The organism is Acinetobacter sp. RW6, assembly GCF_041956835.1.
Classification (GTDB): domain Bacteria; phylum Pseudomonadota; class Gammaproteobacteria; order Pseudomonadales; family Moraxellaceae; genus Acinetobacter; species Acinetobacter calcoaceticus.
Genome location: NZ_CP167121.1, coordinates 399354 through 424808, shown reverse-complemented (window position 1 = coordinate 424808; position 25455 = coordinate 399354). Strand labels below are relative to the sequence as shown.

Below are 25455 nucleotides of genomic sequence, written 5' to 3'. Positions count from 1 at the left end.
AGCGCCATCTGTTTCAATTACATTTCTAATATCACCTTTGATTTAAAGGCTGCTTACTTTTCTATCTGCATCTTCAGGGTCAACTGCTGTTGCTAAATTAAAGTGTTCAGGTGCATCACCGGCATGCAAAATAACAGGAACACTTTTTGAAGCCGGAATCTTGGCATATTTATCATGACTGCTTAAGGCCACTAAAGGATTGGTTTCCGGATAGTAAGCGGCTAAGCTGCCCCGTGGAATGTTGTAAGGCACAATTCGGAAACTTTGCACAATACGTTTAACGCCATCCGAGAAAACACTTTCAATATCGACCCATTGGTTTGCTTCGAAGCCAGCTTCATCAATATCGGCCTGATTCATAAACAATACACGGCGTTGACCAAAGACCCCACGGTAACGGTCATCAAGACCATATAGCGTCGTGTTGTACTGATCGTGAGAACGAGTCGTCATTAAGGTATAAACTTTACTCTCGGTATAGGCAGCAGCATATTGATTTTCTTTATCGCCATAGACTTCATTAAGTGGCGTAATCATAAACTGTGCTTTACCACTTTTTGTATTCCAGATGTGCTGATTGGCTGGATGTTCTAAGTGGAATCCACCTGGTTCATAGACCCGTAAATTAAAATCATGGAATTCATCAAAAACATCGGCAATTGAATCACGAATACGGTCATAGCTTTCGATGTACCATTTCCATTTAATTTGGCTGTCTGGTAACACCGCCTCTGCCATTCTTGCCACAATGTCTGGCTCAGACAAAATATTTTCAGAAATTGGAGTATTACGCCCTGCCGACAAATGAATATTACTCATCGAATCTTCGACTGAAATCGCCTGCGGACCATGAAGCTGTTCATCAATTTCAGTACGGCCTAAACATGGCAAAATGAGTGCCTCTTTACCACACACCAAATGACTACGGTTTAACTTGGTGGCAACATGAACGGTTAAATTACACTTTCTAAGTGCTTCTTGGGTATACGGTGTATCAGGGGTTGCAACTGCAAAGTTTCCGCCTAGACCAATAAAGACTTTGACCTCGCCTTCAGCCATCGCTTTAATGGTTTCGACGACACCATGCCCATTTTTTCTAGGGGATTTAATTCCAAACACACGGTCAATGTTGTCGAGTAATTTAGGGCTAGGTAGTTCATTAATCCCCATGGTTCGGTCGCCTTGCACATTACTGTGTCCACGAACCGGACATAGGCCTGCACCCGGTCGACCAATTTGACCACGTGCCAACAATAAATTCGCTAACATATGTACGTTGGCTGTTCCATGGCGATGCTGAGTGATGCCCATTCCCCAACAAAAAATTGAACGTTCAGAATCTAAAAAGAGTTTGGCTAGTTTTTCTAAATGTTCAGCAGACAAACCTGAATGTTTATAAATATCTGCCCATTCAGTTTTTTCAACCTCAGCAATCATTTCATCAAAACCAATGGTATTGACCGCAATAAAGTTTCGGTCAAAAACACTTGGTTTTCCTGAGGCAATGGCTTTTTTATCCCACTCATTTAAGTGCTTTAAAATACCTAACATCAGTGCATAGTCACCACCAATTTTAGGCTGGAAATAATAACGGCTAATCGGTGTACTGCCATTGGTCATCATTTCAAGTGGTGCTTGTGGGTCTTGGAAACGCTCTAATCCTCGCTCTTTAATTGGATTAATCGCAACAATGTTGCCGCCACGTTTAGACACTTCACGCAAAGTACCTAACATACGCGGGTGATTGGTTCCGGGATTATGCCCAAAACTAAAAATTGCATCGGCTAAATCAAAGTCTTCTAGGGTGACTGTGCCCTTTCCTAAACCAATCGAATCAAGTAACCCAACGCTTGTGGTTTCATGGCACATGTTCGAACAATCAGGGAAGTTATTTGTACCAAAGCTTCGTACAAACAGTTGATATAGAAATGCCGCTTCGTTACTGGCGCGACCAGACGTATAAAATGCCGCTTGGTCTGGGTTGTCTAGCGCATGAAGATGTTTAGCAATAATCTGAAATGCTTCATCCCATGAAATGGCTACATATTTATCAGCTGCCGCATCGTAGCGAACTGGGTCAGTTAAGCGACCTAAATCTTCAAGAAAAAAATCACTTTGTTCGGATAACCAACTGACTGTATGACCTGCAAAATATTCAGGAGTAACTGTTTTACTAGTTGCTTCAAATGCAACCGCTTTTGCTCCGTTTTCACAGAAATTAAAGGCATGAGCATTTTTCTTTTCAGGCCATGCACAGCCCGGACAATCAAAGCCTGTAGGCTGATTAATATTGAGTAAGGTAATCGAACCTTTTTTTAAAATATCTTGTCGCTTTAGATTCCGAGCAACACTGAGTAGTGCCCCCCATCCCCCAGCAGGATGAGTGTAGGGTTCAATTCGTGCAAAGCCGTTATTTTCTTGTATATGCTTTTGTTCTTCTGAATTATCCACTTTGTCATCCTCTTATTTCTTTTTACACATTCAACAGATGCAATAAATTCACAACTTCATTATGGTTATATCTACGCTATCTGCTGTCTAGCTTATGGGTAGAGTCCGCTTTTTATACTATTCCCAATATTTTAAAAGCTGGCTCAATCGTTCTTATAATATGTGCCATATTTTTTATAATTACAATAATTTAGCCAAATCTAAAAAATAATTTAAATTAAATAATAACAATACCTTAACCTCAGAAAGATCTATTTTTTACAGATAAAAACATAATTAACTTTATATTTTTCACAAATAGAAATGATGTGATGAACTGAAATTTACGTCATTTTAAGTAGGTTTTTATTGGTTTAAGCAGTATAAATTAATTGAAAAAAACAGATTTAGAGAACGTATGAAAGTTGTGATTGCGCCAGACTCTTTTAAAGACAGCCTGTCGGCTTTAGGCGTAGCTCAGGCAATTGCTCAAGGATGGCAAGAGGTTTTTCCTGAAGCCGAAACAATTCTATGCCCTATGGCAGATGGGGGTGAAGGCACACTTGAAGCAGTGTTAGAAGTCTGCAAAGGTGAATGGCGTGAAAAAACTGTAATTGGGCCCTTAGGTAAACCTGTTCAGGCAAAATGGGGATGGTTAGAAAAACAAAAAATAGCCATGATTGAAATGGCACAAGCAAGCGGCATACAGTTAGTGCCACCGTCAGAACGTGATGCCTGCCAGAGCACAACATTTGGAACAGGACAGCTTATTTTAGATGCTTTAGACGCAGGTGCAAAAGACATTATTTTAACAGTCGGCGGTAGTGCAACCAACGATGGTGGCACTGGTTTATTAACTGCCTTAGGTGCACGTTTATTAGACTCAGAGCAACACGTTTTACCCAATGGCGGCCTCGCTTTAGAAACATTGTCTAAGATTGATTTAACTCATTTCGACCCGCGTATTCAGCAAACACGTTTTTTATTGGCTGCCGATGTTACAAATCCACTCTGCGGTCCAAACGGGGCATCTTATATTTTTGGTCCACAAAAAGGTGCTACCCCTGCTCAAGTACAGTTACTTGATCAAGCTCTTGCCCACTTTGCCGATGTCTCTGCACACTTACTCGGTTTCGATAAAAGAGATGAAGCCGGCTCTGGTGCGGCTGGAGGTTTAGGCTTTGCGGCCAAAAGTTATTTAAATGCTGAGTTTAAGGCTGGAGTCGAAGTTGTGGCTGAACTCAACCAACTGGCCAGTAAAATTTCCAATGCAGATTGGGTCATTACAGGTGAAGGCAAATTTGACCGACAGACGTTAAATGGCAAAACAGTTTTTGGGGTTAGTCGAGTCGCGAAAATGCAAAATATACCTGTTATTGTGATTGCAGGAACTTTAGGCGAAGGCTACCAAGCGCTTTATCAACACGGCGTTACGGCTGCTTTTTCACTGACAAATGGTCCAATCACATTAGAACAAGCTTGCGAACAAGCAGCAGAACTCATTTTCGATAGAACAATTGATATTGCGAAATTAATTAAGTTTAATCTGAAGCAACCATAACAATTTACCCAGTAATCTTTAAAACGGTTAAACCAACAAATAGGAATGTCTTATGAACGTTATTGATGCTATTCAGAAACGTCGTGCTATTAAGCGCTTCGACCCTTCATTTCAACTCTCTGAAGAAAATAAACAACAGTTATTACATGAAGTTTTAGCAAATGCACCAAGTGCATTTAATTTGCAGCACTGGCGCCCTGTTGTAATTGAAGATGCTGAACTAAGACAAAAAATTCGTACTATTGCGTGGGACCAACCACAAGTGACTGAAGCATCCTTACTCATTGTTTTATGCGCAAAAGTAAGCTCGTGGGAAACTGATGCTAAACGTGTGTGGGATGGGGCTGCTCCAGAAGTTCAAAATATTATGGTTGGTGCAATTGATCAATATTATCGTGACCGCCCACAAACTCAACGTGACGAAGTTATGCGTAGTGCGGGTATTTTTGCTCAGACCTTAATGCTTCTTGCTCAAGAGCATGGTTTAGACAGTTGCCCAATGGATGGTTTTGATTTTGATGCGATGGCGAAGTTAATTAACTTACCTGAAGATCATGTGGTGTGTTTAATGATTGCGGTTGGTAAATCAGCGACTCAGCCTTACCCTCGTGTGGGCAAACTTCCTTTTGATGATGTAATTATTAAAAATACATTCTAAGTTATTAAACTTTTAGGCCCTCACGCTATTTATGGCATGAGGGCCTAACTGTTAATTAATGACATTCTTATTTTTGTGGAATCATTTTTCTAGTCTAGTGTTTAACCTATTCGTTAGACGACGCACTAAAAGAAAAAATAAAGGCACAAAGAAAATAGAAAGTAGTGTTCCTGAAATCATACCTCCAGTCACTGCTATACCAATTTCTTTTCGGCTCACAGCACCCGCCCCTGTGGACACAGCCAAAGGCAGAACGCCAGCAACAAAGGCAAGAGAGGTCATAATAATTGGTCTTAATCGCTGACCCGCACCTTCAATAATGGCCTCCATTAATGTATGACCAGCCTCTAACTTAGCTGCCGCAAATTCAACAATTAAAATAGCATTCTTGGCAGAAAGCCCAATGGTTGTGAGCATAGCCACTTGAAAATAGATATCATTGACATACCCTGCGAGGCTTGCAGCAATTACTGCTCCAATAAGCCCTAGTGGAATCACAAGTAGCACTGAAAGTGGAATAGACCAACTTTCATAAAGTGCTGCAAGACACAGAAAGATAAAGATAATAGATGCCAAATATAACCAGATCGTTTGACTACCCGCTAGCTTTTCTTGATAAGACAATCCACTCCACTGAAGATTAAAGCCTTGTTGTTTATCAATTAACTGCTGCATTTTATCCATAGCTCCACCAGAACTTTCACCAGTTGCGGCAGCCCCTTGAATTTGCACAGATGAAAGACCATTAAAGCGTTGCAACATTTGAGGTCCCATTTGCCATTTCACAGAAGAGAAACTAGAAAATGGCGTCATCTCGCCAGTTGCCCCACGAACATACCATTGCCCAATATCTTGAGGTAAAGAACGATAGATAGCATCTCCTTGTAAATAAACGCGTTTTACACGTCCTCTATCAATGAAGTCATTAATATAAGATCCGCCCCAAGCAGAGGATAATGTATTACTAATATCTGCTTGAGCTAACCCAAGAGCGCTCGCTTTTCTTTGATCAATATCAACCTGTAACTGAGCTTTATCCTCTAGGCTATTCAAACGAACTGCTGCTAATTGAGAATCAGCATTTGCTTCTTTAAGCACATTATTTTGTGCAGCGAGTAAAGCATCACGTCCTTTATTTTCAGCATCTTGCAACCAAAGTTCAAAACCACTTGATTGTCCAAGACCTCTTACAGCGGCAGGTGAAAGTACCTGTACTCGTGCTTCACGTAATGATTTAAAATGTGCGTTTGCACGAGCGATGATCGCTTCTGCTGTATTTTCACTGCCCTTTCGGTCATCCCAATGTTTGAGTCCGGCAAATGCCATTCCAACGTTTTGCCCACTGCCCGCATTATTTCTACCCATGACCATAAAAATTACATTGAGATTATCCTTTTCTTTCGTCAAAAAATAATCTGATATCTGATTACCTATACGTTCTGTTTCAGATAATGTAGTGCCTACTGGGGTACTAAATTGGACCATAACTGAACCTTGGTCTTCTTGTGGTAAAAAACCCGTATTCATGCGTGTATATTGCCAAGCCAATAGCGTAGTAATACCTAAGAATATGAACATGAATATTTTTGGTTTTTTTAAAATCGCGAGTAATTTTTTACGATACCCAGTTTGTCCTTGTTCGACTTTACGGTTGAACCAAGTAAAAAATCTTCTCTGCTTATGTTTTCCATTCACAGGCTTAAGTAACGTAGCGCATAAAGCGGGCGATAGTGTTAATGCAACAATTGCTGAAAGTACCATGGCTGATACGAGCGTTACCGAAAACTGACGATAGATAATCCCGACCGAACCGCCAAAAAATGCCATAGGTAGAAATACCGCCGCGAGTACCATTGCAATACCCACGAGCGCGCCTGATATTTCTTGCATTGAAACTAATGTGGCTTGCCGTGGGTCAAGATTTTGCTCGTGCATGACTCGTTCAACATTTTCTACGACCACAATTGCGTCATCTACAAGCAAACCAATTGCCAAAACCATCGCAAATAAAGTTAAAGTATTAATGCTATACCCAAGCACACTCAATACACCAAATGTCCCCAATAACACAACGGGAACTGCAATCGCTGGAATTAAGGTAGCACGCCAACTTTGTAAAAATAAGAACATGACAATAATGACCAGAACAATCGCTTCCGCTAAAGTTGTAATGACTCCATTAACAGAAGCTTCAACAAACGGAGTACTGTCTCGTGGGTATGCAACCTTTAAACCCGCTGGCATAGCAGCAGTTAGTCGTGTAACTTCAGCTTTAACTCGTTCAGCCGTTTCTAATGCATTGGCACCAGACGCAAGTTGAATAGACATACCCGAAGCTGGCTTTCCATTCAGACGTGTAGAAGTCTGATAACTTTCAGCACCCCGCTCGACTCTGGCAACATCTTTAAGTAATACGACCGCACCATTTGTTTGTGTACGCAAAATAATATTTTCAAATTGGCTGACGGTTTGTAGCCGAGATAATGCCGTCACAGTTGCATTTAAAGCCTGTCCATCACGCGTGGGTAATGCGCCCAACTCTCCTGCTGTAATTTGAGTGTTTTGTGCTTCAATCGCGGTTCTAACATCTGAAGGCATTAAACCATAGCTATTTAATTTATGCGGATCAAGCCAGATTCGCATTGCGTATTGGGCACCAAATACGGTGATTTCCCCCACTCCATCTACCCTACTTAATGGGTCTTGAAGTGTACTCACCATATAATCGGATATATCTACAGAAGATCTGGCGCCACTTTCATCATAAAGTGCAAAGACTAATAAGCTATCACCCTGTGACTTTGTTACTGTTATCCCTTGTTGCTGAACCTCTTGGGGTAAGCGACTAAGGGCCTGATTCACCGCATTTTGCACTTGAACCTGAGCAGTGTCAGGATTGGTATTTTGATCAAAACTAAGACTTATTCGTGCTTGGCCTGCCGAACTACTACTTGATGAAAAATAAAGGAGGCCATCAATCCCTTTAATTTGTTGCTCCAAAATCTGGGTGACACTATCTTCAACAGTTTTGGCCGATGCTCCCGGATAATTCGCTGTAACATTCACTCCAGGTGGTGCAATATCAGGATATTGCTCAATGGGTAAAGTTAAAATAGAAATCGTCCCTAACGCCATAATACAAATAGAGAGGACCCAAGCAAAAATAGGTCGTGCAATAAAAAAACTCGACAACATATGGAATCCTCAGCGAATTGGGGTAGGGTCAATGGTCATACCAGCATTTAAACCTTGCAGGCTATCAACGATGACCTGATCTCCAGCCCTCAAACCAGATATCACTAACCAACGATTATCTATGGCATTCCCTAAAGTAATTTTTCGTTGTTCGGCTTTATTATCTTTTCCAACGACCCATACAAGAGCGTTCCCATTGGCATCTCGAAAAAGTGCACCTTGTGGAATCAATATACTTTCAGGACGTGTACCAGTTTCCAGTTCTGCGCGCACATACATTCCCGGCAATAAAGCATTATTCGGGTTAGAAAATGCAGCACGTAAGGTGACACTTCCAGTAGCTTCATCCACAGCAATATCACTAAACTTGAAGGTTCCCTTTTGGGAATAGGCTGTCCCGTTATTAAGCTGTAACTGAACTGAAAGTTCAGCGGGTTTTATTCCATTTTCAGTAAGCTGTTTACACAATGCCATGTATTCATCACTAGACTGAGTCAAATCGACATACATTGGATCTAGTTTTTGAATCGTTGCTAAAGGATCTGTTTGAGCAGAAGTGACTAAAGCTCCGCGTGTAATCGAAGAGCGCCCTATCCGTCCTGAAATAGGCGCAGCAACTTGTGTATAACGTAAATTGGTTCGTGCTGTTTTTAGTACAGCTTCATTTACTGCAACAGTCGCCTTCGCTTGTTCATATGCACTTTGAGCATTATCGAGTTCTTGCTGACTAATGCCATTTACCTTAATTAATTCTTTATAGCGCTCAGCTTGCAGACGAGTCGAATTTACTGTTGCTTTAGCAAGTGCAAGGTTCCCCGCAGCTTCATCAACGCTATCTCGATAAAGTGAAGAATCAATCTTATAAAGTGGCTGCCCCTTGCTGACTTGAGACCCTTCTTTAAACAATTGCTCGACAACCACCCCGTTCACTTGTGGACGTACCTGAGAAATTTCAGAGGCTACCGTTCTTCCAGCCAATTGATAAGTAGATTCAATTGTTTCTGGCTTTATAGTGATAATGCCCACCTGTTGAATATTTTTAGTAATAGGCTTATCAGAATCACACCCATTAAGAAAAAGTAGTAAAGGCAATAACCACAAGGACTTATGATAAAAAAAACCCAAACCAAACATATTTTGGCACCCTAGACTTATAGACAATTTATTTACTTTACTGTAAAGTAAATAAATAGGATGTGCAAGAAACCCCCAATATGTTAAAAAAATCTCCAGGTCGCCCCTCTCGAATTCGCCCTACTATTGTGGCAGCAGCACGTGCATTATTTCTCGAACATGGATTAGAAGTCCGCCTAGAAATGATTGCTACTAAAGCAGGAACAAATCGACAAACCCTCTACAACCATTTCCCGACCAAAACGGCCCTACTTATTGAAGTTTTTGAGCATTTAAAAACAGAAATGGTAATGCCATTCATTGAACAATATGAGTTGAAGAATAAGCGACTAGATCAACTGCTATTAGAAATTGGACAAGCTGTACAAAATCACTTTTACAATCTTGATGTAATTCGTCTGCAAAGATTACTTATTATTGCTTTAGTTGAAATGCCTGAAATTCTTCCAAAAATTCAGCAACGTGCTCAAGGAAATATTAAACGATCTTTAAGCCAAATTCTGGAAACAGCTAACAATACTGGTCTGATTAAAATTGAAGATCCAGATGAAGCAACAAAAGCTTTTCTTGGTGCTGTTATGGGATATGCATATCCAGCCACACTGATAGGTGGAAATGTCCCAACCCAACAAGAACTACAACAGTTAAATGAAGAGGTTTGCCGAACCTTTTTAAAAGCATGGCAATATAAAGAATAGTTTTCTAACAAAAAGCCCTTATGATAAAAAGGGCTTTTTAAATGAGGAATTAAACAAAAAAAGCGAAGAGAAATACATGCTACACCGATTTAAACTGGATCAGAAAATAATCTAATAATCTCTCCCTTTCCCCTGCCTTATTTGGGTCTAGAAGTTGAACCATCGCTCCATCAATCACAAACAAAAACATGTGCGCATCTTGTTTTGAAGCATTTTCATTGGTTGTTAAAAGTAAATTATAGATTTCATTAATGAACCAATTTCGATATTCAACGACCACCTGATACGCCTTGGGATGTGTTTTTGAAATCTCAAAAATGGCTTTAAAAGGCAAATGGTAAAGTCCATCTAAATCTGCATGTAAAAAGTAAATTTTACGAAGGTTTTCAAGCAGGGTTAAGTCTTTTTGAACGTAGATGATTGAAATGACCTCTTGTTTAAGTCCATCTTTTTGAAAGGTTAAACTCATTTCAATAAGACGTTCTTTTGAGTGAAAGTAATTATAAAAAGTGGCTTTAGGCGTTTTTGACGATTCAATAATTCGGTCTACTCCGACTTTATGAAACCCGTATGTATTAAAAAGAAATCGGGAGGTATGAAGCACGCTTAAAGCACGAAATGGAAGATCTGAATGTGGCATAGTTTTACCGTTATAAATTAAATTTTTGTTGTATATAAATGAGATATAAAATCCGCTGCCTTTTAGGGAGAAAAAAGGCATAGCAAAGCCGTAAAGACTGTGCGTGGCACATCTCAAGTTTTATTGTTGATTAAGTTTTTTAGACGAAGCGATTTAAAGCCCGAAAACCCTTAGGTAATCAAACTGCTTTAAAAGTTTAAGTCGTGTCGATATAAACTTTGGCAAAGGCTGCCAAGAAATTAAGAATGTGCAAAGCCAACTCCTTTTTATTGGGAGTTCCGCCAGACATGAATAGGAATTATGGTGGCAGAACGAAAGGGGGTTAGCAGACTGGCTCAAGACCCAGCACACCCGAAGGTGTCCCCCTTCCGTCCTACCGCAACAAAAGGGAGACGAACGAGTTCACATTAAAAAAACGAGTTTTTTCAATGCTCTTGAGTACGGTCTGCTAAAACCGACTGGCAATGTAGGCCAGCAGGCAAAGGATAGTGCTCTGCCCTTTTTCAGTCAAGCACACAAAATGACATTTGTTTTAAATTAGATCATTAAAAAGTAAGGATAAATAATGAGTGAGTTATTGTTAAATGAGGGTTTATAAAGGGGGGGAAACAGCCTAGAGCTAGGATGTTCAATTCATTTAGGATGGAAACAGACTATTGAAAATAGAGTATATTCTGATATTCCTAATAAATTCCTACAGGAACTTTTTGAAACGAATAAAGCTAGATATCCCACTTAGTTTAAGAAAATAGGATTAATTATGAAACCTGAAGATTTTATTAATAGACTTAAAAATAGTGTTCTTGATGAGGCTATGGAATTTTACATAGAAACATTCAACACTAAAGATATACCAGATAATACAATTCAATATTGGAAAGATGCTTTATATCTATTTAAAAAACTAGAAGAAAAAGAACAAAAAATTCTATTTTCAATTATCCAGCAGACTATTATTGATACAACGAGTACAATTTTAGGAATTATAGATGGATCTACTTCTTTAGATAAAGAACAGGGTAAATTTTGTTTAAAATACATAGATGAAAATAATAAAGAAGTAGTTATAGGAAGTAATTTATTAGCAGACTTTTGTACTATACTCGCCCAAGAAAATAAAATTTAGCTTCAATTTTATTAAAAAACAAATCAGCAGAAAATCAAAGTATATAAGTTATTTTATCTGATTCTGAACATAGACATGGATTATTCAATATATTAATAAAAACTACCTCACTAAAGTGGTGAGGCAGTTTTGGATATGTGTTTTACTTTTAAAGAGGTGTTCCACAAATATCCGTAGTGCCTGTTGGATAGGTAAATTGTAGTTTCGAATGATCAGATACTATTTCATATGATATTTCTTTTCCAAGGGCACTAGAGTTGGAAGTGTAAAACCCTTGTTCAATTGCTATACCAAACTTCATTTTGCTTAATGGAGTTGTATAACTCCATGTGTATCCTCTATCAACTCCATTTACAATATAACCAATTTTTTTAGTGATTTGATTGTAATAAACCCCAACTCTCACTGTTTCATTTGCTAAAACTTCATTTTGTGTCTGAGTTGGGGTTATGTTTCCAGAAATAGAACTCATAAATAAATTTTGCTGTGAACCATACGCACTTCCAAAACTTGGAGCGGCAAAAACGATACCATCAAAATTACTTGTTCCCGTGATAAATCCTGAAGCTAGCTCATTTGAATTTAGATTTATTGGTTTCTTGAAAATATATTCAAAAGCAACAACATTAGACTGAGCAATATTAGTATCAGATTTAGTTTTTATTAGTGTTCCTATGTTTATATTAGCCAATGCCTTAGTTAACACTTTCTGTCCAGTTATTGTTATATAGTTGCTTGGATTTGGTGTCCCTTCTGGTGTTTGTGAAGCGCTTGGATCAATCTCTAGATCACCAATTTTACACTCGGCCCAGCTCTGTACACTGATAATTAATAAGCTAAGAATCAATATATTTTTTTTCATTATTTCACCTTAATTTTATTGTGATTTTTGATTGTATGGTAAAAATTTAATGTATAGAAATTTTTCAGATAAAAATGGAATTTTCCTGTGGGAAAATATACTCCTATTTCTATGCTCTAGAGTTTTTGTTTTATCCAGCCATCTGTTATATATTCCGCCACTGATACAAGATAAAATATACCGATGTCTAGGAGAATGTTTTCTCCTACATGCTATAAACAATAAGATTTAATGAGAAGTTATGGATAACTGGAAGCATATCATCACCGCCGTTGTTGTGACTATTGTTGCAACAATATTAATCCCTTTATTTTCAAGGTTTAACCCCCTAAAACTTTCTTTAGCTTGTTTCTTGTTTTCTACTTTAGGTTTTGGCGTAGCAGCTACCTATGGCCGTAAATCTAATAATCGAGGGGTAGATGGTGATTGGGGAGCACATGGGTTATGGAAAGAGATATTTAATTTAGAACTAGTAACTATCAGCGTAGGCGTGGGAGTTTTGATTACTCTTATACTTATGTTAGGAGTTTATTTTTCTAGGAAATAATATTCTTAAACTGAAAAATAAAAAATTTAAATCCCACTCTAGAATATTCTTTTAGTTCTGTACAACTTCTTTAAACTCCTTAACACTTCTAATAGGAATATAAGTCATGCAAAAGCAGGATAAGATATCAATTGCTCATAAATATCTTTCTAATACCATTTCTAAAGTAACAAACCAGCCCACACATGAGCTAAAAAACAATAATCCTTTCGAAAATGAAAACTCTTTCTTCTTTGTACATGATTTTGGTACTTATGAATTAGAAGCCAAATTCAATTATTGTGATGGTTTTCCAGAAAAAATAGCTTTACTTATACATGGTGGTAACTCTGACTTAAGCTCTTTAAGTCCTTTAGAAGATCTACTTAGAAGGGAAAATATTGCAACGCTTTCATTTAATTTAAGTGGGTTAAATAGTACGAGTAAAACAAAATCATCTTTATCTCAAAATATAAATGAAAGCATTGCTTTTTACAGTCTCTTAAAAAAGGTGGATATTGTTATTGGATATAGTTTGGGTGGTTATATTTCAATTAATTTAGCAAAAAAATTTCAAATAGATCAATTAATTTTATTATGTCCAGCTATATATTCAGATCAAGCAGTAAACAAAAATTATGGAAATGAATTTAAGAGTGAAATTTCTAAACCTTATAGTTTTTATTCATCATCAATTTGGCATTTTTTAATGGCGTATAAAAGAGAAGTATTAATATTCTATGGAGAATTGGATGGAATAAAAACGAATGATGGAAAGTCAAAAGGATTTTATGAAATTAATGGTATGACTCAGTATTCTCCAATTCCCTATGAGATAGTCCAAACATTTAAAAAAATTTCTATGCGAAAAGCTAACTTTAATTTAATAATTGAGAAAGATAAAGATCACTATCTATTAAAAAATATAAAAACTTATAATATTAAAAAAAATATTGATTTCTCAAAAGAGACACTCTAGTCTGTAGCAGAATTTTAATCACAATAAACTAGCCATGAATCAAATAGTTAAGAACTTAGAAACTTATCACCTTCATCTTTCTTCCGAGATTTCTCATTTAATTAATGAAATGTCATATGAGTTGGCGTTATTAGGAGGTCCAGATTCTTTATATGTTCAAGAAAGGATTCTGGCTTTTAAGGAAACACTAAGTACAAAGTTAAATTCATATGAAAAAAGTATGATAGAAAAATATATTCATAGAGAAATACCTTACCTAGTACTTGAAGGGCTAAATATTAAAAAACTAGATCGAAGTAAAATTGATATTACTCAATCAACTCAACTACCACCCCTTGAAACACTCGAAAAAGATATAGATATATTAACCTTAGCGTCTTCTGAACAAATAATATTGGCACTCCTTGAGGAAGATGCTTTTGCATTTGATATTGATAATGTGGGTAAAATCGTTAGAGTTGTTGCAAACTTAAAAGGCGGTGGAGCTACAAAAATTGATAATGAGAATCCTGATAAGAGTTCACATTCAGGTATAGAATTAACTGCGCACACCGAAGCGCCTTACCATACAGTTACTAAAGTTGTTAACAATCATTCACCAGCTCCTTCTTCCTTAATTTTAACAGCAAGATGGAATCCCTTAAATGAACCTACAAGTTTAATTCCAATATCAAGAGTGTTAAGCCAATTAACTATTGAAGAGATACTGGCTTTAACAACAGAAAGTTTTAATTTCACAAGAAGTGAAACATTTAATGAGGGCCAAGGATCTGGAGGAGAAAATGTTTCTATCCTAGAAGTAGATAAATATGGTTATAAAGCCATGAAATACAATTCATATAGATTCACTCCAAATGAGAATGCCTCTATAAAAATTAAAAATGCTTTTTATAAATTTGAATCAATTGTTCGAAAAACTAGTATTGTTGATTCTATTAATTTAAATCCTAATACCGTTTTAATTATTAATAATAGTTTATGCTTACATTGCCGAGATACTATTAAAGATAACCGGAGAACATTAGTTCGTTTATTTGGTTATAGAAAAAATCTTGATTATATTGTACTGAAAAAAAATCCTCTTATTGTGAAAGGCTAATGAATTGAATTTTGAACTCCTACTTATCTTAGGCTTAGTGGCTATGGTAGCTGGATTTATTGATGCTATTGCAGGTGGGGGTGGCTTAATCACTCTACCTGCATTGCTCTTATCAGGGGTTCCTCCTGTATCTGCAATAGCAACCAATAAATTGCAAGCTGCCTCTGCAACACTTTCAGCAACTATTAGTTTCGCAAGAAAAGGACTAATCGAGTGGCGTAAAGCAATCCCTATAGCTTGTATGTCTTTTTTAGGTGGAATATTAGGGGCACTTTCAGTTACCCTCATGCCTAAAAATGTACTTTTAACTATTGTTCCAATACTTTTAATTTTAGTTGCCTTATATTTTATTTTTTCACCAAAACTAAGCGATGTAGATAAAAAACCACTTATTCCTTATTTTCTATTTGCACTTCTAGTCGCACCATTACTAGGGTTTTATGATGGAGTTTTTGGTCCTGGAGTCGGTTCATTTTTCATAGTTGCATTTGTACTATTATTAGGTTTTAAGTTAGTAAGCGCCTTATCTTATACAAAATTGGCAAATGTGGCTTGTAACCTAGGTTCTTTATCTATTTTCATCATTAAAGGATATGTCATTTTTCCAATCGCTTTAGTAATGGCTGGTGGAGCTTTTATTGGGGCTTCGATTGGCGCAAAATTTGCGGTAAGATTTGGATCAAGAGTAATTAAGCCTTTGTTAATATTGATAAGCTTATGTATGGCTCTAAAATTATTATTGGATCATAAGAACCCCATTTTCATATATTTTAGCCATTTCTTTTGATCTATTTATTGCATTATTTGCATCTCAATAGCGTGTTTTCTAGAGGCTCTTAAATCTGTTAAGAGCTCATTACTCTGAAACAGAACATACCATAGAAAAAGCTAAGCCCCGATTACCGAGACTTAGCTTTTGAAAATAATTTTAATTAAAAAATTACTTATTTGATGTCTGTAAACTCAGATACAGGTTTGTTCACTTCAACTTTTGTACCAGCAAATTTTTCGCTCACAAACTTTTGTACTTTAGGTAAGTGGTAAAGTTCACCTAATTTCGTATAGATCGGGTCATTTTTATTCGCTTCAGCCACACCCAATAAGTTCACATAAAGCTTTGTAGACTGGTCAATAGGCTCACGGAAGATAGAATCTTTCAGTACGTTTAAACCGCCTTCAAGTGCCAATGTGTTACCCAATACAATTGCATCTACGTCGTTTTTAACACGAACTGCTGTAGTCATTTGAATTGGTTTTAATTTTAAACCTTTAGGATTTTCAGCGATGTCATTGGTCGTCCCTTTTACAGGGTCAAAGTCTGGTTTAAGTTTAATCAGTTTAGCAGACTGTAATAATGTTAATGCACGCGCTTCGTTAGCAGTATCATTTGGAATCGCGATTGTAGCGCCTTGTGGGAACTCATCAACAGTTTTAACTTTATTTGCATAAAGGCCCATTGGCTCTAGGTAAGTTGTCGCAACAGCAGCAACTTTAGCTGTATTTGAGGCATTGTAAGCAGCTAAATAGTTAAATGACTGGAACGCATTTACGTCTTGCTCACCACTTGCTACAGATGTATTTAACACAACGTAGTCAGTCAGATTAGTCACTTCAAGTTTAATACCCGCTTCTTTAGTCTCAGGAAGCGTTGCAACATATTTCCATACGTCAGTGTCTGAACCTGTTGAAACAAGTTTAATTGTGCGTACTGACTCAGTTTTGTCTTTAGCTGGTGCTGTATTTTCAGTTTGTGCAGGTTGTTTATTACATGCAGTCAGTGTGAGTACAGATGCGCTGAACAGGACACTAAATAATTTTTTCATAGATACATCCTAAAATAGGAAACGCCTACTCTAAAAAAGTGAGACATTCCCAACCATTGGGTCGAAATGCAATATTTGGCTGGAAATAATTTCCAGATATATAAGGGTTTAGAAGCCTGAATTCAGCCTAATTTCTTCCTTGATCTTGCTCGCTGAACAATAGAATTATGTTTTGAATCAGTTTCTAAATATGGGTTCATCATATATCAATAAGTGAATATTCTACAAATAACTTGTTCGATTTTGATATATAGACACGTTGTCGGTAAGGCACTGAAAATAAAAAACATATTATATAAATAAAACAATTTTGATTAAAATATATACTTATTTGATTTATATGAAATTTTCAGGATTTGTTAGCAATATTTAAGCTAACTATGACGCTAATTTATAGGCTATGCATAAAAAAGCCCCTGTTTTCACAAGGACTTTTTTAAATTAGATGGTTATATTAAATTTCAATTATTTATGAACCCAAGGCACAGCTGGCGAGCCAATCCAAGCAGATTTAGCAGGAATATTTTCACCTTTCATAACTAATGTTAGTGGTCCTAACACTGTATGATGGCTAACATTTGCGTTATATAAAATAATACTACGCGAATTTACGACCACATCATTTCCAACATTCACTTGTCCAATTTTCATAATACGATCTTCAAACAAGTGAGTTTGCGGTCCTGAAAAGCTATTAAACTCAGCACGATCACCAATGCTCACACAGTCAAATTCTGTGATATCAGCCGTATCCATGTAAACATCTTTACCAATTCGAACACCTAAAATACGCAAAAAGAATGGCAACATTGGCGTTCCTCTTAAGTAATTCAGGAAGTTTGGAATCGCAACCGATTCATATAAGCTGGTGATTCCTTCACTTAACCATACAAACATGGTCCACATTGGTGCTGAACGTGGTTGATAACGTCCGATCAAGATCCACTTCATCAATGCAACAATAATGAAGCAGCCGACGCCATAGAGCAGCCCTGCAATCGTTAATGCTAATAGCCCTTTCGCTATGCCGTAGTTATTAATAACATCAATAACATCTAATACAATCATATAACCTACGCCAATTGCGAGTGCGGCTGGCAATACAACACGAAGTCCTTCAATAAAACCACGCATGAAACGGCGCTTGAAACTTGGTTTAAACGTTAAATGGTCAGGATATTTTTCAGCAGCTTCACGTGCAGGCAATAATAATGGCGGCGAACCAAACCAAGTTTGACCATCATACATTTCAAGGTTATCTGGTGTTTTTGACTGTACGCCAATTAAGACATTGTCTGGTAAGACAGTTCCATCAGCAATATAAGCACTGTTTCCGACAAAACTACGATTTCCGATTTTGGTTGCTTTTAACGACATCCAACCGCCTTTGATCTCTTCATCACCCAACATTACCGCATCGGCAATAAAACTTTCTTCGCCCAGAGTCAGCATTTCGGGAATCACGCCCGTTGCTGTAGAAATTTCAGTATTTTTACCGACTTTTGCCCCTAACATGCGGAACCATGTTGGCGCATAAATGGTAGCAAATAGGCCATGTAGTGTTTGTAAGCTTGTTTCTAAAATTTGAGCCGCAAACCATTTACGATAGTAAGTTCCGCCATGAACTGCATAGGTTCCTGTCTCAAGGCTCGGTAATACAATTTTGCGTAGCCCAGAAGAAATTACAGCAGTAATCATCATCATCATTGCACTAGCTGGAATGGCTAAAGCAAAATAATAAAGTGCGATTTGGAAGTGGTTATTTGGGTTGATATTAAATACGTTTACATCTAACCAATCGACCAAAAGGAAACTTGGAAAAATCGGAATAAAGAAGATACAAGCAATAATTAAAGCACTAACACCATAATATCCATATTCAGCAATCTTACGAATAAACGATAATTTAGGACGCTCAGGCAATTTAGCATGCTCATCGACATGCCCTATTTTTTTAGCAGGTGTTCCATCCCAGATTTCTCCGGCTGGTACAACTGTGTCATATTCAATTGAAGTTAAGGCATTTACGTGAGCTTGTTTTTCTAACACTGTATTTTCTTCTAATACAGTATACGAACCCACATAGCTATCTTGTTTAAGGTGAATTGAACCTAACACCAAATAACCATGTTCGACTTTGGCATTTTCTAAATTCACTTGAGAACCAATACTCACACCGTCTTCAACAGTTAACAAAGATGGCATGCGAATATGAACCGAACTAATCGTGACATCATGTCCGATTTTCGCGCCCAGTGCTTTTAAATAGAGGTTAAGTAAAGTTGAACCCGACAAAAGATAAACTGGTGAAATATTGCTAATACGGTCTGCTAACCACCAACGGAAATAAGTCATTCCCCAAAGTGGATAACGTCCTGCACCAATGCCCAACATTAATAATCGTTTTACAGTAATTGAAAGTACAAAACTGCTAATGATGACACTGACATAGACCAATAGAGACAACAAGATCGCATACGGGATGCTATCTCGGGTTCCACCTGTAAAATAGTGATAGGTAAAGAATGGTGCCAACCACTGCAAAATATTAATCGAGATTAAAATGGGAATAGTTGCAAACTGAGCAATACCACATAACCATTTATAAGTTTGATTACGCGGGTTGTCTTGCCCAATCTGGCTATCAAATAAAGTAGGCTCTGATTGCTCCAACATTAAAGCTGCAATAGCCCCCACTCTTCGGGCTTGATATAAGCTTTGAATTGTAAGATGGCTATATTGAGGATGTTCACGCAGGTTTGAAATTAAAACGGCTGCTAAAAGTGAATGCCCACCTAAATCATCAAAGAAGTCCGAATCTAGCTTAATCGGCATGTTTGGAAACAAGCGAGTCAAAATTTCAAATAAGATTTCTTCAGCTGGATTTTGCGGCTGGTCAGACTCACTACGGTCAATTACACTAGTGAGCGGTCTTGCTTTTAAAGCTTTACGGTCAATTTTCCCAGACAATAAACGCGGTACTTCTTCAATAATCTCAAAACGATTCGGCACCATGTATGGTGGTAAACGTTGAGCTAGAGTATGACGAAGCTGCTTAATTTCGATAGGCTGTTTTGCATCAAGTTCAGGTGCAATAAAAGCAATCAGCTGATCAATTCCATCTTCTTGTCTTAAAATTACCGCTGCTGTACCAATACCGTCAATATCACAAAGCGCCGCTTCAATCTCACCGAGTTCAACACGGAAACCACGAATTTTCACCTGATCATCGGCACGCCCTAAGCAGTGCACCTGACCAAATTCATCAATTTTTGCCAAATCACCAGTACGGTAAAGTAACTCTTCATCCGCACTCATAGCCCAAGGGTTTTCAATAAACTTATCAGCCGTTAAATCAGGTCGCCCTAAATAGCCTGGTGCCACACTTGGGCCAAAAATACAGAGCTCACCTGTTTCACCTTGAGCCAGTAATTCTCTTTCAGCGTTAATGACTAACATGCCATAGTTTGGTAAAGGTTTCCCAATCGTGACAGGTTTACCACGTTCTAAAGACTCAAGGCTTGCAGTAACCGTAGTCTCAGTTGGACCATAGGTATTAAACATTTGATGGTGAGGTAATGCCCAACGGTCAACGAGTGAATCCGGGCACATTTCCCCACCTAAGTTAATAATTCTTAAGTTAGGTACATCTTCAGGGAATAAAGCCAGTAATGTTGGTACAGCATGCAATACTGTAATTTTTTCCTGCTTTAATGTTTGGCATAAACGTTCAGGGTCACTCACCAAGTTTTTTGGAGCAATCCATAATGTTGCCCCAACCAAATACGAAAGCCAGATTTCTTCAAACGACATATCGAAAGCGACTGAAAAACCTTGATAGACCTTGTCCTGCTCTTGAATCCCTAAAATACTGTTTTCACTACGCAGAAAGTGACAAATATTTTTCTGGGTAATCACAATACCCTTGGGCTTTCCAGTTGAGCCTGAAGTGTAAATAATATAGGCAGGTTGATCTGGGGTAGTTTTCGGTAAGCTTACTTCTTTAATAACAGGCTGTTGTAGCTCAGTGTTTGTCCATTTGGTTTGTGGCACTTCAGCTAAATGTTTATACCATTCATCTGTAGTAATCATTCCTACAGCTTCAGCATCTTCAAGACAAACTGCAATTCGGTCTGCTGGCGTATCCATATCAAAAGGAAGCCACGCTGCACCACTCAAACAAATTGCCAGTTGTGCTTTTAAAAGCTCAATACCCCTTGGTAGCCATAACCCAACAATATTCCCTGCTTTTACCCCATTTAAAGTCAGTTGTTGCGCCATAACGAAAGCTTGCTGATATAACTCTCCATAGTTCAGCGTTTTATTTGCTTCAATTAAAGCTGTTTTATCTGAGAGATTTTGAGCAGTTTGAATAAAAATATCGGCCAGTACTTCATCTTGTAAAAACTCAGGGTGATATTTACCACGAATAATATTTTTCGAGCTTGTTACGCATTGGTTCATTTTTATAACTCTCTTTAAGTTTTTGATTTAACCTAAATACAGTCATGTTTGGATTTTTATGACTTATTAAAGAAATCAATTGTTAGGCGACAAATTAAAGAGTTGAACTTAAATGAAGATTAAAGATTTTCTTTTAAGATTGAGGAGTGAGTTATTTAATTAAAAGAGCAATCGATTTTTATTACTTATAAATCAAATTGGAATGACAATAAGGAAAAATATAGGCACGTATTTCAATAAAATTTAAATAGCTTTATTCAAAATTGATATAAGCCGAGAAAATAAAAAACAGGCATAAAAAAAGCCCTCGTCATTAACAAGGGCTTTTTAAGAATTTGGCGGAAGCGGTGAGATTCGAACTCACGGAGGACTCACACCCTCGTCGGTTTTCAAGACCGGTGCATTAAACCGCTCTGCCACGCTTCCAACGAGCGCTATCATATAAACAAAAAGCCAAGTTGGCAAACCTTTTATTTAATTTTTTATCCGAATGCTCAAAATAAAAACAAAAAAACCTTAAATTTTGAATTTTATCTACTTATTAATACTTTTGTACCTAAACTTATCTGTATTTTGAGATTGTTAATAGTCTTTCACCCTCATTACCCCTTCGCTTAACTATATGATACTGGTCTATCTTTTTGATAACATACTCATAAAGATAAGAAGCTTTACGCTTTACTCAGAGCATCTTCCCCTTTGCAATTACTAATACTGTTTTTTAATTACCGACGTAGTTTCTAACGGAACTATCTATATGAAGATGAAAAAAGTTTGAGCATATGATGAACCGCAAACTATTAACAGCTGAAGGCTATCAAAGACTACAAGATGAGCTAAATGATCTAGTGAGAAAAGAACGTCCCGAGATTACTAAAATTGTGTCATGGGCAGCCAGTCTTGGCGATCGTTCAGAAAATGCAGATTATCATTACAACAAAAGAAAGCTACGTGAAATTGATCGTAGGATTAGATACCTCACCAAACTTTTTGAAATTGCCCAAAAAGTAGAATACCGACCAGAGCAAGATGGCCGAGCCTACTTTGGAGCATGGGTCGAATTAGAAAATGATGAGGGTGAAACTACAAAATTCCGTATTGTTGGCGATGAAGAAATTTACGGTCGTAAAGACTATATCTCTTTGCAATCACCTATGGTAAAAGCTTGTTTAGGTAAAGCCGTAGATGATGAAATACAAGTTCAAACGCCGAAAGGTAAAATGATTTGGTATATAACAAAAATAAGTTATCAGTAATTTCCTGATGATATTAATTTCATTTTTATTAAAATATACAAATAATAAATATCCTATTTTATTTAAATCAAGGTTACCTTTTTTTAAGTAAATAACCAGTCACTAATCCTGCTAGTAACCCCCATAATACAGAGTTGATTCCAAAAAAACTTACACCTGAAATGGTCACAAAAAAAGCAACTATAGAAGCTTCTCGATATTCACTATCATTTAATGAAATTGTAAGAGCATTTGCCAATGTACTCAATAAAGCAATACCTGCTACGGCAATTACTAATTCTTTAGGAAAAGCTAACAGTAAATAACCAATTGTCGTACTAAACAAACCAACTAGTATATAAAAAAAGCCTGCAAATATAGCTGCAATATATCTTCTATTAGGATCTGGATGTGCGTCTTTTCCAGAACATATAGCAGCAGTAATTGTTGCTAAATTCAGTGCATAACATCCTAATGGAGCTAAAAGTGTTGTAGCTATTCCAGTCCAGCCAACCAATGAATTGCTGGGAGCCTTATAACCTTCACTTCTCAACACAGCTAAACCAGGTATATTCTGGGATATTAATGTTACAATAAATAAAGGAATAGCCAAAGTTATGATTGCTTGAAATGAAAATTCAGGCATCATTATAATTGGCTTAGCAAGCTCTAGGGAAACCTCATCAAATTTAAATGTATTTTGATAACTAGAAATAATAATGCCAACAATTAATATTAATGTTACAGAATAAAGTGGAAACAATTTCCTACCTAAAACATATAACACGAGCATTGAAGATAGTAGAAAGGGATTCGACTTTAAGGCAAGAAATGCATTAAAACAAAATGGGAATAGAATTCCAGCTAAAATACTTGATGAAATTGCAGGCCTTATATATGTATTGATCCTACTAAACCATCCACTAAAACCACTTAAAATTATTAAAATACCGGAAACAATAAAAGCTCCTATTCCTTCTTGAAGAGTAATATTATTAGTACTTACAATTACAGCTGCACCTGAAGTAGACCATGCTAAAACAATGGGTTCCTTGTATTTCCATGATAAAAATATTCCAACTAACCCCATACCCAAACACAATGAAAATATCCAAGACCCAATCTGCTCAGTATTTGCTAATAATGTATGAGCAGCCTGAAAAACTAATACAACCGAACTAGTAAAACCTACCAAAACAGTTAAAAAACCAGCATTTAAAATAGAAAAATTAAGGCTCTTTAACATTTCTATTTACCTCACTAATAATAAAATACACAAAAATAAAATTAATATAAAACAACAAAAAACATTTTATTCATTTAAATTTTATAATAAAAATCACTTGATAAAAGAAGAGGAATTTCATTTATTCCTCTTCCGATCATCAAATATATAATTTTAAAATAAAAACTATTAGATAAAAATATTAAATTATATCTATTATACTAAATTTATTCATTTACCAACTCTCTTACTAACAGGGACTCCTGCCACTCCCCAATTATCTAAATTCACCTCATCAATAACCACAAAGGTTTTCTGAGGATCTTTATCTAATACATCCTTTAAAAGGTCAGTAACTCCTTTTATAAGTTTGTGTTTTTCATCAGCTGTAACGGCTGTATCAGTAATTTTAATATTTACATATGGCATGTATAATTTCCTAATTATTCACAAGAGCAGCTATCTTTTGAATTAGTATCAATTGTAAAATCTTTAATTTTATTTGTAGGATAGTTATGATCTATCCACCAATTTAATCCACCAATTAACTCTTTAACATTAAATCCAAGACGCGACATTTTTAAAGCACCAGTTGTAGAAGCATTACAACCTATCCCATCACAATATACTACGTAGTTCTTATCTTTTGATAAGGAATTAGTAGTATGATCAAAAATCTGAGAATGAGGAAAACTAATTGCACCAACAATATGTTCTATTTTATAAGACTCAAAAGAACGCATATCTAGTATTACAATATCCTGATTGTTCTTTTGCGCTTCAAATAAATCCCAAGAATCTATCTCATATTTTAATTTATTTTCATAAAAATTAATTTGTGATTGATTCATATTATTCTCCACAAGCACATAAATTAAATTATTATAAATTTACAAAACGCTTTTCTCTATCTTCGTCAAAATATTTACTATCCACAATTAAACTATTATCCTCTTTACAAATTTCTAAATGAAACTTAGTAGGACCTTCATAACCGTAATAGTTGCGTGGAATTTCAATACTATGAGCACGTTTTAAATCATATCTTGAATTAGCATCAATAAATCTTAGTGAAAATGCATCTCTACAATCTAAAGTACCTTCATCTAAAGGGACACTACGATGAATTACATATTTATCAAAAATTAAAGCATCACCTAATTCAAAGTCATCTTCAATAGAATAGTATTCTAGTAATCTTTCAATACCTGATGAATTCAATGGCTCATCTCTGAGGTTTACATAATCCTCAAACTCAATACCACCTTGACTAATTTTCTCTTCCATGCATCGAAAAACAGCGGGATCAATAAAGTCATACATAAACTCACCAGAGATAACATCTCTTGGAACGTAACGCATACCACCTCTTTGTTCTTTCGTATTAATAGGATGTAAAGGAATCCATAGGGTTGTACTAAAATCTTCTGACCTATTAAAACCAAAACTTTGTGACTCAATATGCCATGTAAATCCTTTGCTAACTTGTTTTTTTAAACCAAATCCAACGCCTTGTGTAAAGAAAAGATTACACTCATGAAGTTGACTCATTATTTCTTTAAATTTTGTTTGACCAATTAAATCTAATATAACTTCATCATTATTACACAAGTCATAACGTAATTTATCAAAACCCTTTTGATAGTTATCTGTTGGTGTTTCCAACTGTTCTTTTACTTTTACTTTTAAGTATTCAATAAAATTTTCTGAAAAAAAATTTTTCATTAAAAGAAAACCAGTTTTTTTATAATTTTCTACATCTTTCTCAGAAAGAATATAATCTAAATTTAATGCGTTCAT

20 protein-coding genes and 1 tRNA gene are annotated in these 25455 nt (G+C 36.5%); 9 read left to right on the top strand and 12 right to left on the bottom strand.

Features of this window, described 5'->3' with window-relative positions; translation table 11 throughout:
- Positions 1-42: 42 nt before the first annotated feature.
- Complete coding sequence (locus ACB088_RS01880; protein WP_375037850.1) at positions 43-2451, bottom strand: FdhF/YdeP family oxidoreductase; 2409 nt, start codon at positions 2449-2451, stop codon at positions 43-45.
- A 397-nt stretch (positions 2452-2848) separates the two neighbouring features.
- On the opposite strand from ACB088_RS01880, the gene ACB088_RS01875 reads away from it, so the two are divergent.
- A complete protein-coding gene (locus tag ACB088_RS01875; protein ID WP_375037849.1) occupies positions 2849-3991 on the top strand; it encodes a glycerate kinase in 1143 nt (380 codons plus the stop codon).
- 52 nt (positions 3992-4043) lie between these two features.
- On the top strand, positions 4044-4649 hold the full coding sequence (locus tag ACB088_RS01870; protein ID WP_199964795.1) for a nitroreductase family protein: 606 nt from the start codon (positions 4044-4046) through the stop codon (positions 4647-4649).
- A gap of 81 nt (positions 4650-4730) precedes the next feature.
- Here the strand turns inward: ACB088_RS01870 and adeE are convergent, their stop codons facing one another.
- Both adeE and adeD read right to left on the bottom strand, forming a co-directional pair.
- Positions 4731-7844 (bottom strand): multidrug efflux RND transporter permease subunit AdeE, encoded by a 3114-nt coding sequence (gene adeE / locus ACB088_RS01865; RefSeq protein ID WP_375037848.1) that lies wholly within the window; start codon positions 7842-7844, stop codon positions 4731-4733.
- Between the two features lie 9 nt (positions 7845-7853).
- A complete protein-coding gene (gene adeD / locus ACB088_RS01860; RefSeq protein ID WP_375037847.1) occupies positions 7854-8978 on the bottom strand; it encodes a multidrug efflux RND transporter periplasmic adaptor subunit AdeD in 1125 nt (374 codons plus the stop codon).
- An 80-nt stretch (positions 8979-9058) separates the two neighbouring features.
- On the opposite strand from adeD, the gene ACB088_RS01855 reads away from it, so the two are divergent.
- Positions 9059-9676 carry a TetR/AcrR family transcriptional regulator gene (locus ACB088_RS01855; RefSeq protein ID WP_375037846.1) on the top strand — a complete coding sequence of 206 codons (618 nt, stop codon included), beginning with the start codon at positions 9059-9061 and terminating at the stop codon, positions 9674-9676.
- A gap of 79 nt (positions 9677-9755) precedes the next feature.
- Here ACB088_RS01855 and ACB088_RS01850 read toward each other — a convergent pair whose 3' ends face one another.
- Positions 9756-10316: a TetR/AcrR family transcriptional regulator gene (locus tag ACB088_RS01850; protein WP_375037845.1), complete on the bottom strand. Its 561-nt coding sequence runs from the start codon at positions 10314-10316 to the stop codon at positions 9756-9758.
- Positions 10317-11076: 760 nt separating this feature from the next.
- Between ACB088_RS01850 and ACB088_RS01845 the strand changes: the two genes are divergently transcribed.
- The gene (locus ACB088_RS01845) at positions 11077-11442 is read left to right on the top strand and encodes a hypothetical protein (RefSeq protein WP_375037844.1); all 366 of its coding nucleotides are present in this window, start codon (positions 11077-11079) and stop codon (positions 11440-11442) included.
- Positions 11443-11590: 148 nt separating this feature from the next.
- Here ACB088_RS01845 and ACB088_RS01840 read toward each other — a convergent pair whose 3' ends face one another.
- On the bottom strand, positions 11591-12304 hold the full coding sequence (locus tag ACB088_RS01840) for a DUF4882 family protein (protein ID WP_375037843.1): 714 nt from the start codon (positions 12302-12304) through the stop codon (positions 11591-11593).
- Between the two features lie 241 nt (positions 12305-12545).
- Here ACB088_RS01840 and ACB088_RS01835 point away from each other — a divergent pair, with 241 nt between their 5' ends.
- From ACB088_RS01835 to ACB088_RS01820, 4 genes are all read left to right on the top strand, one after another.
- Positions 12546-12851, top strand: a complete 306-nt coding sequence (locus tag ACB088_RS01835) for a hypothetical protein (RefSeq protein ID WP_003650141.1) — start codon at positions 12546-12548, stop codon at positions 12849-12851.
- A 106-nt stretch (positions 12852-12957) separates the two neighbouring features.
- Entirely contained in the window at positions 12958-13809 is an 852-nt protein-coding gene (locus ACB088_RS01830; protein ID WP_375037842.1) for a YqiA/YcfP family alpha/beta fold hydrolase, read from the top strand.
- A gap of 34 nt (positions 13810-13843) precedes the next feature.
- Positions 13844-14908 carry a hypothetical protein gene (locus ACB088_RS01825; RefSeq protein WP_375037841.1) on the top strand — a complete coding sequence of 355 codons (1065 nt, stop codon included), beginning with the start codon at positions 13844-13846 and terminating at the stop codon, positions 14906-14908.
- Positions 14909-14951: 43 nt separating this feature from the next.
- On the top strand, positions 14952-15695 hold the full coding sequence (locus ACB088_RS01820) for a TSUP family transporter (protein ID WP_005045700.1): 744 nt from the start codon (positions 14952-14954) through the stop codon (positions 15693-15695).
- A 157-nt stretch (positions 15696-15852) separates the two neighbouring features.
- Here ACB088_RS01820 and ACB088_RS01815 read toward each other — a convergent pair whose 3' ends face one another.
- From ACB088_RS01815 to ACB088_RS01805, 3 genes are all read right to left on the bottom strand, one after another.
- Positions 15853-16731, bottom strand: coding sequence for a MetQ/NlpA family ABC transporter substrate-binding protein (locus tag ACB088_RS01815; protein WP_017391793.1), 879 nt, complete (start codon positions 16729-16731; stop codon positions 15853-15855).
- Between the two features lie 465 nt (positions 16732-17196).
- Positions 17197-21195 (bottom strand): delta-poly-L-ornithine synthetase PosA, encoded by a 3999-nt coding sequence (gene posA, locus ACB088_RS01810; RefSeq protein WP_375037840.1) that lies wholly within the window; start codon positions 21193-21195, stop codon positions 17197-17199.
- A 336-nt stretch (positions 21196-21531) separates the two neighbouring features.
- Positions 21532-21621, bottom strand: a tRNA-Ser gene (locus ACB088_RS01805).
- 359 nt (positions 21622-21980) lie between these two features.
- Between ACB088_RS01805 and greB the strand changes: the two genes are divergently transcribed.
- The gene (greB, locus tag ACB088_RS01800; protein WP_375037839.1) at positions 21981-22451 is read left to right on the top strand and encodes a transcription elongation factor GreB; all 471 of its coding nucleotides are present in this window, start codon (positions 21981-21983) and stop codon (positions 22449-22451) included.
- A gap of 73 nt (positions 22452-22524) precedes the next feature.
- Here greB and ACB088_RS01795 read toward each other — a convergent pair whose 3' ends face one another.
- The 4 genes from ACB088_RS01795 to ACB088_RS01780 form a co-directional block, all read right to left on the bottom strand.
- Positions 22525-23676 (bottom strand): benzoate/H(+) symporter BenE family transporter, encoded by a 1152-nt coding sequence (locus ACB088_RS01795; protein ID WP_375037838.1) that lies wholly within the window; start codon positions 23674-23676, stop codon positions 22525-22527.
- Positions 23677-23886: 210 nt separating this feature from the next.
- On the bottom strand, positions 23887-24084 hold the full coding sequence (locus ACB088_RS01790) for a 4-oxalocrotonate tautomerase family protein (protein ID WP_375037837.1): 198 nt from the start codon (positions 24082-24084) through the stop codon (positions 23887-23889).
- A gap of 14 nt (positions 24085-24098) precedes the next feature.
- Positions 24099-24506: a rhodanese-like domain-containing protein gene (locus ACB088_RS01785; RefSeq protein ID WP_375037836.1), complete on the bottom strand. Its 408-nt coding sequence runs from the start codon at positions 24504-24506 to the stop codon at positions 24099-24101.
- Between the two features lie 31 nt (positions 24507-24537).
- On the bottom strand, positions 24538-25455 hold the full coding sequence (locus tag ACB088_RS01780; RefSeq protein WP_375037835.1) for a hypothetical protein: 918 nt from the start codon (positions 25453-25455) through the stop codon (positions 24538-24540).

What these genes read in the sequence shown, in the direction of transcription:
- ACB088_RS01780 (WP_375037835.1), bottom strand. Translation starts at nt 25,455, where the DNA reads ATGAACGCATTAAATTTAGATTATATTCTTTCTGAGAAAGATGTAGAA.
- posA (WP_375037840.1), bottom strand. Translation starts at nt 21,195, where the DNA reads ATGAACCAATGCGTAACAAGCTCGAAAAATATTATTCGTGGTAAATAT.
- ACB088_RS01785 (WP_375037836.1), bottom strand. Translation starts at nt 24,506, where the DNA reads ATGAATCAATCACAAATTAATTTTTATGAAAATAAATTAAAATATGAG.
- ACB088_RS01850 (WP_375037845.1), bottom strand. Translation starts at nt 10,316, where the DNA reads ATGCCACATTCAGATCTTCCATTTCGTGCTTTAAGCGTGCTTCATACC.
- ACB088_RS01855 (WP_375037846.1), top strand. Translation starts at nt 9,059, where the DNA reads ATGTTAAAAAAATCTCCAGGTCGCCCCTCTCGAATTCGCCCTACTATT.
- greB (WP_375037839.1), top strand. Translation starts at nt 21,981, where the DNA reads ATGAACCGCAAACTATTAACAGCTGAAGGCTATCAAAGACTACAAGAT.
- ACB088_RS01870 (WP_199964795.1), top strand. Translation starts at nt 4,044, where the DNA reads ATGAACGTTATTGATGCTATTCAGAAACGTCGTGCTATTAAGCGCTTC.
- ACB088_RS01795 (WP_375037838.1), bottom strand. Translation starts at nt 23,676, where the DNA reads ATGTTAAAGAGCCTTAATTTTTCTATTTTAAATGCTGGTTTTTTAACT.
- ACB088_RS01790 (WP_375037837.1), bottom strand. Translation starts at nt 24,084, where the DNA reads ATGCCATATGTAAATATTAAAATTACTGATACAGCCGTTACAGCTGAT.
- adeD (WP_375037847.1), bottom strand. Translation starts at nt 8,978, where the DNA reads ATGTTTGGTTTGGGTTTTTTTTATCATAAGTCCTTGTGGTTATTGCCT.
- ACB088_RS01840 (WP_375037843.1), bottom strand. Translation starts at nt 12,304, where the DNA reads ATGAAAAAAAATATATTGATTCTTAGCTTATTAATTATCAGTGTACAG.
- ACB088_RS01820 (WP_005045700.1), top strand. Translation starts at nt 14,952, where the DNA reads ATGGTAGCTGGATTTATTGATGCTATTGCAGGTGGGGGTGGCTTAATC.
- ACB088_RS01815 (WP_017391793.1), bottom strand. Translation starts at nt 16,731, where the DNA reads ATGAAAAAATTATTTAGTGTCCTGTTCAGCGCATCTGTACTCACACTG.
- ACB088_RS01845 (WP_375037844.1), top strand. Translation starts at nt 11,077, where the DNA reads ATGAAACCTGAAGATTTTATTAATAGACTTAAAAATAGTGTTCTTGAT.
- ACB088_RS01875 (WP_375037849.1), top strand. Translation starts at nt 2,849, where the DNA reads ATGAAAGTTGTGATTGCGCCAGACTCTTTTAAAGACAGCCTGTCGGCT.
- ACB088_RS01835 (WP_003650141.1), top strand. Translation starts at nt 12,546, where the DNA reads ATGGATAACTGGAAGCATATCATCACCGCCGTTGTTGTGACTATTGTT.
- ACB088_RS01830 (WP_375037842.1), top strand. Translation starts at nt 12,958, where the DNA reads ATGCAAAAGCAGGATAAGATATCAATTGCTCATAAATATCTTTCTAAT.
- ACB088_RS01825 (WP_375037841.1), top strand. Translation starts at nt 13,844, where the DNA reads ATGAATCAAATAGTTAAGAACTTAGAAACTTATCACCTTCATCTTTCT.
- adeE (WP_375037848.1), bottom strand. Translation starts at nt 7,844, where the DNA reads ATGTTGTCGAGTTTTTTTATTGCACGACCTATTTTTGCTTGGGTCCTC.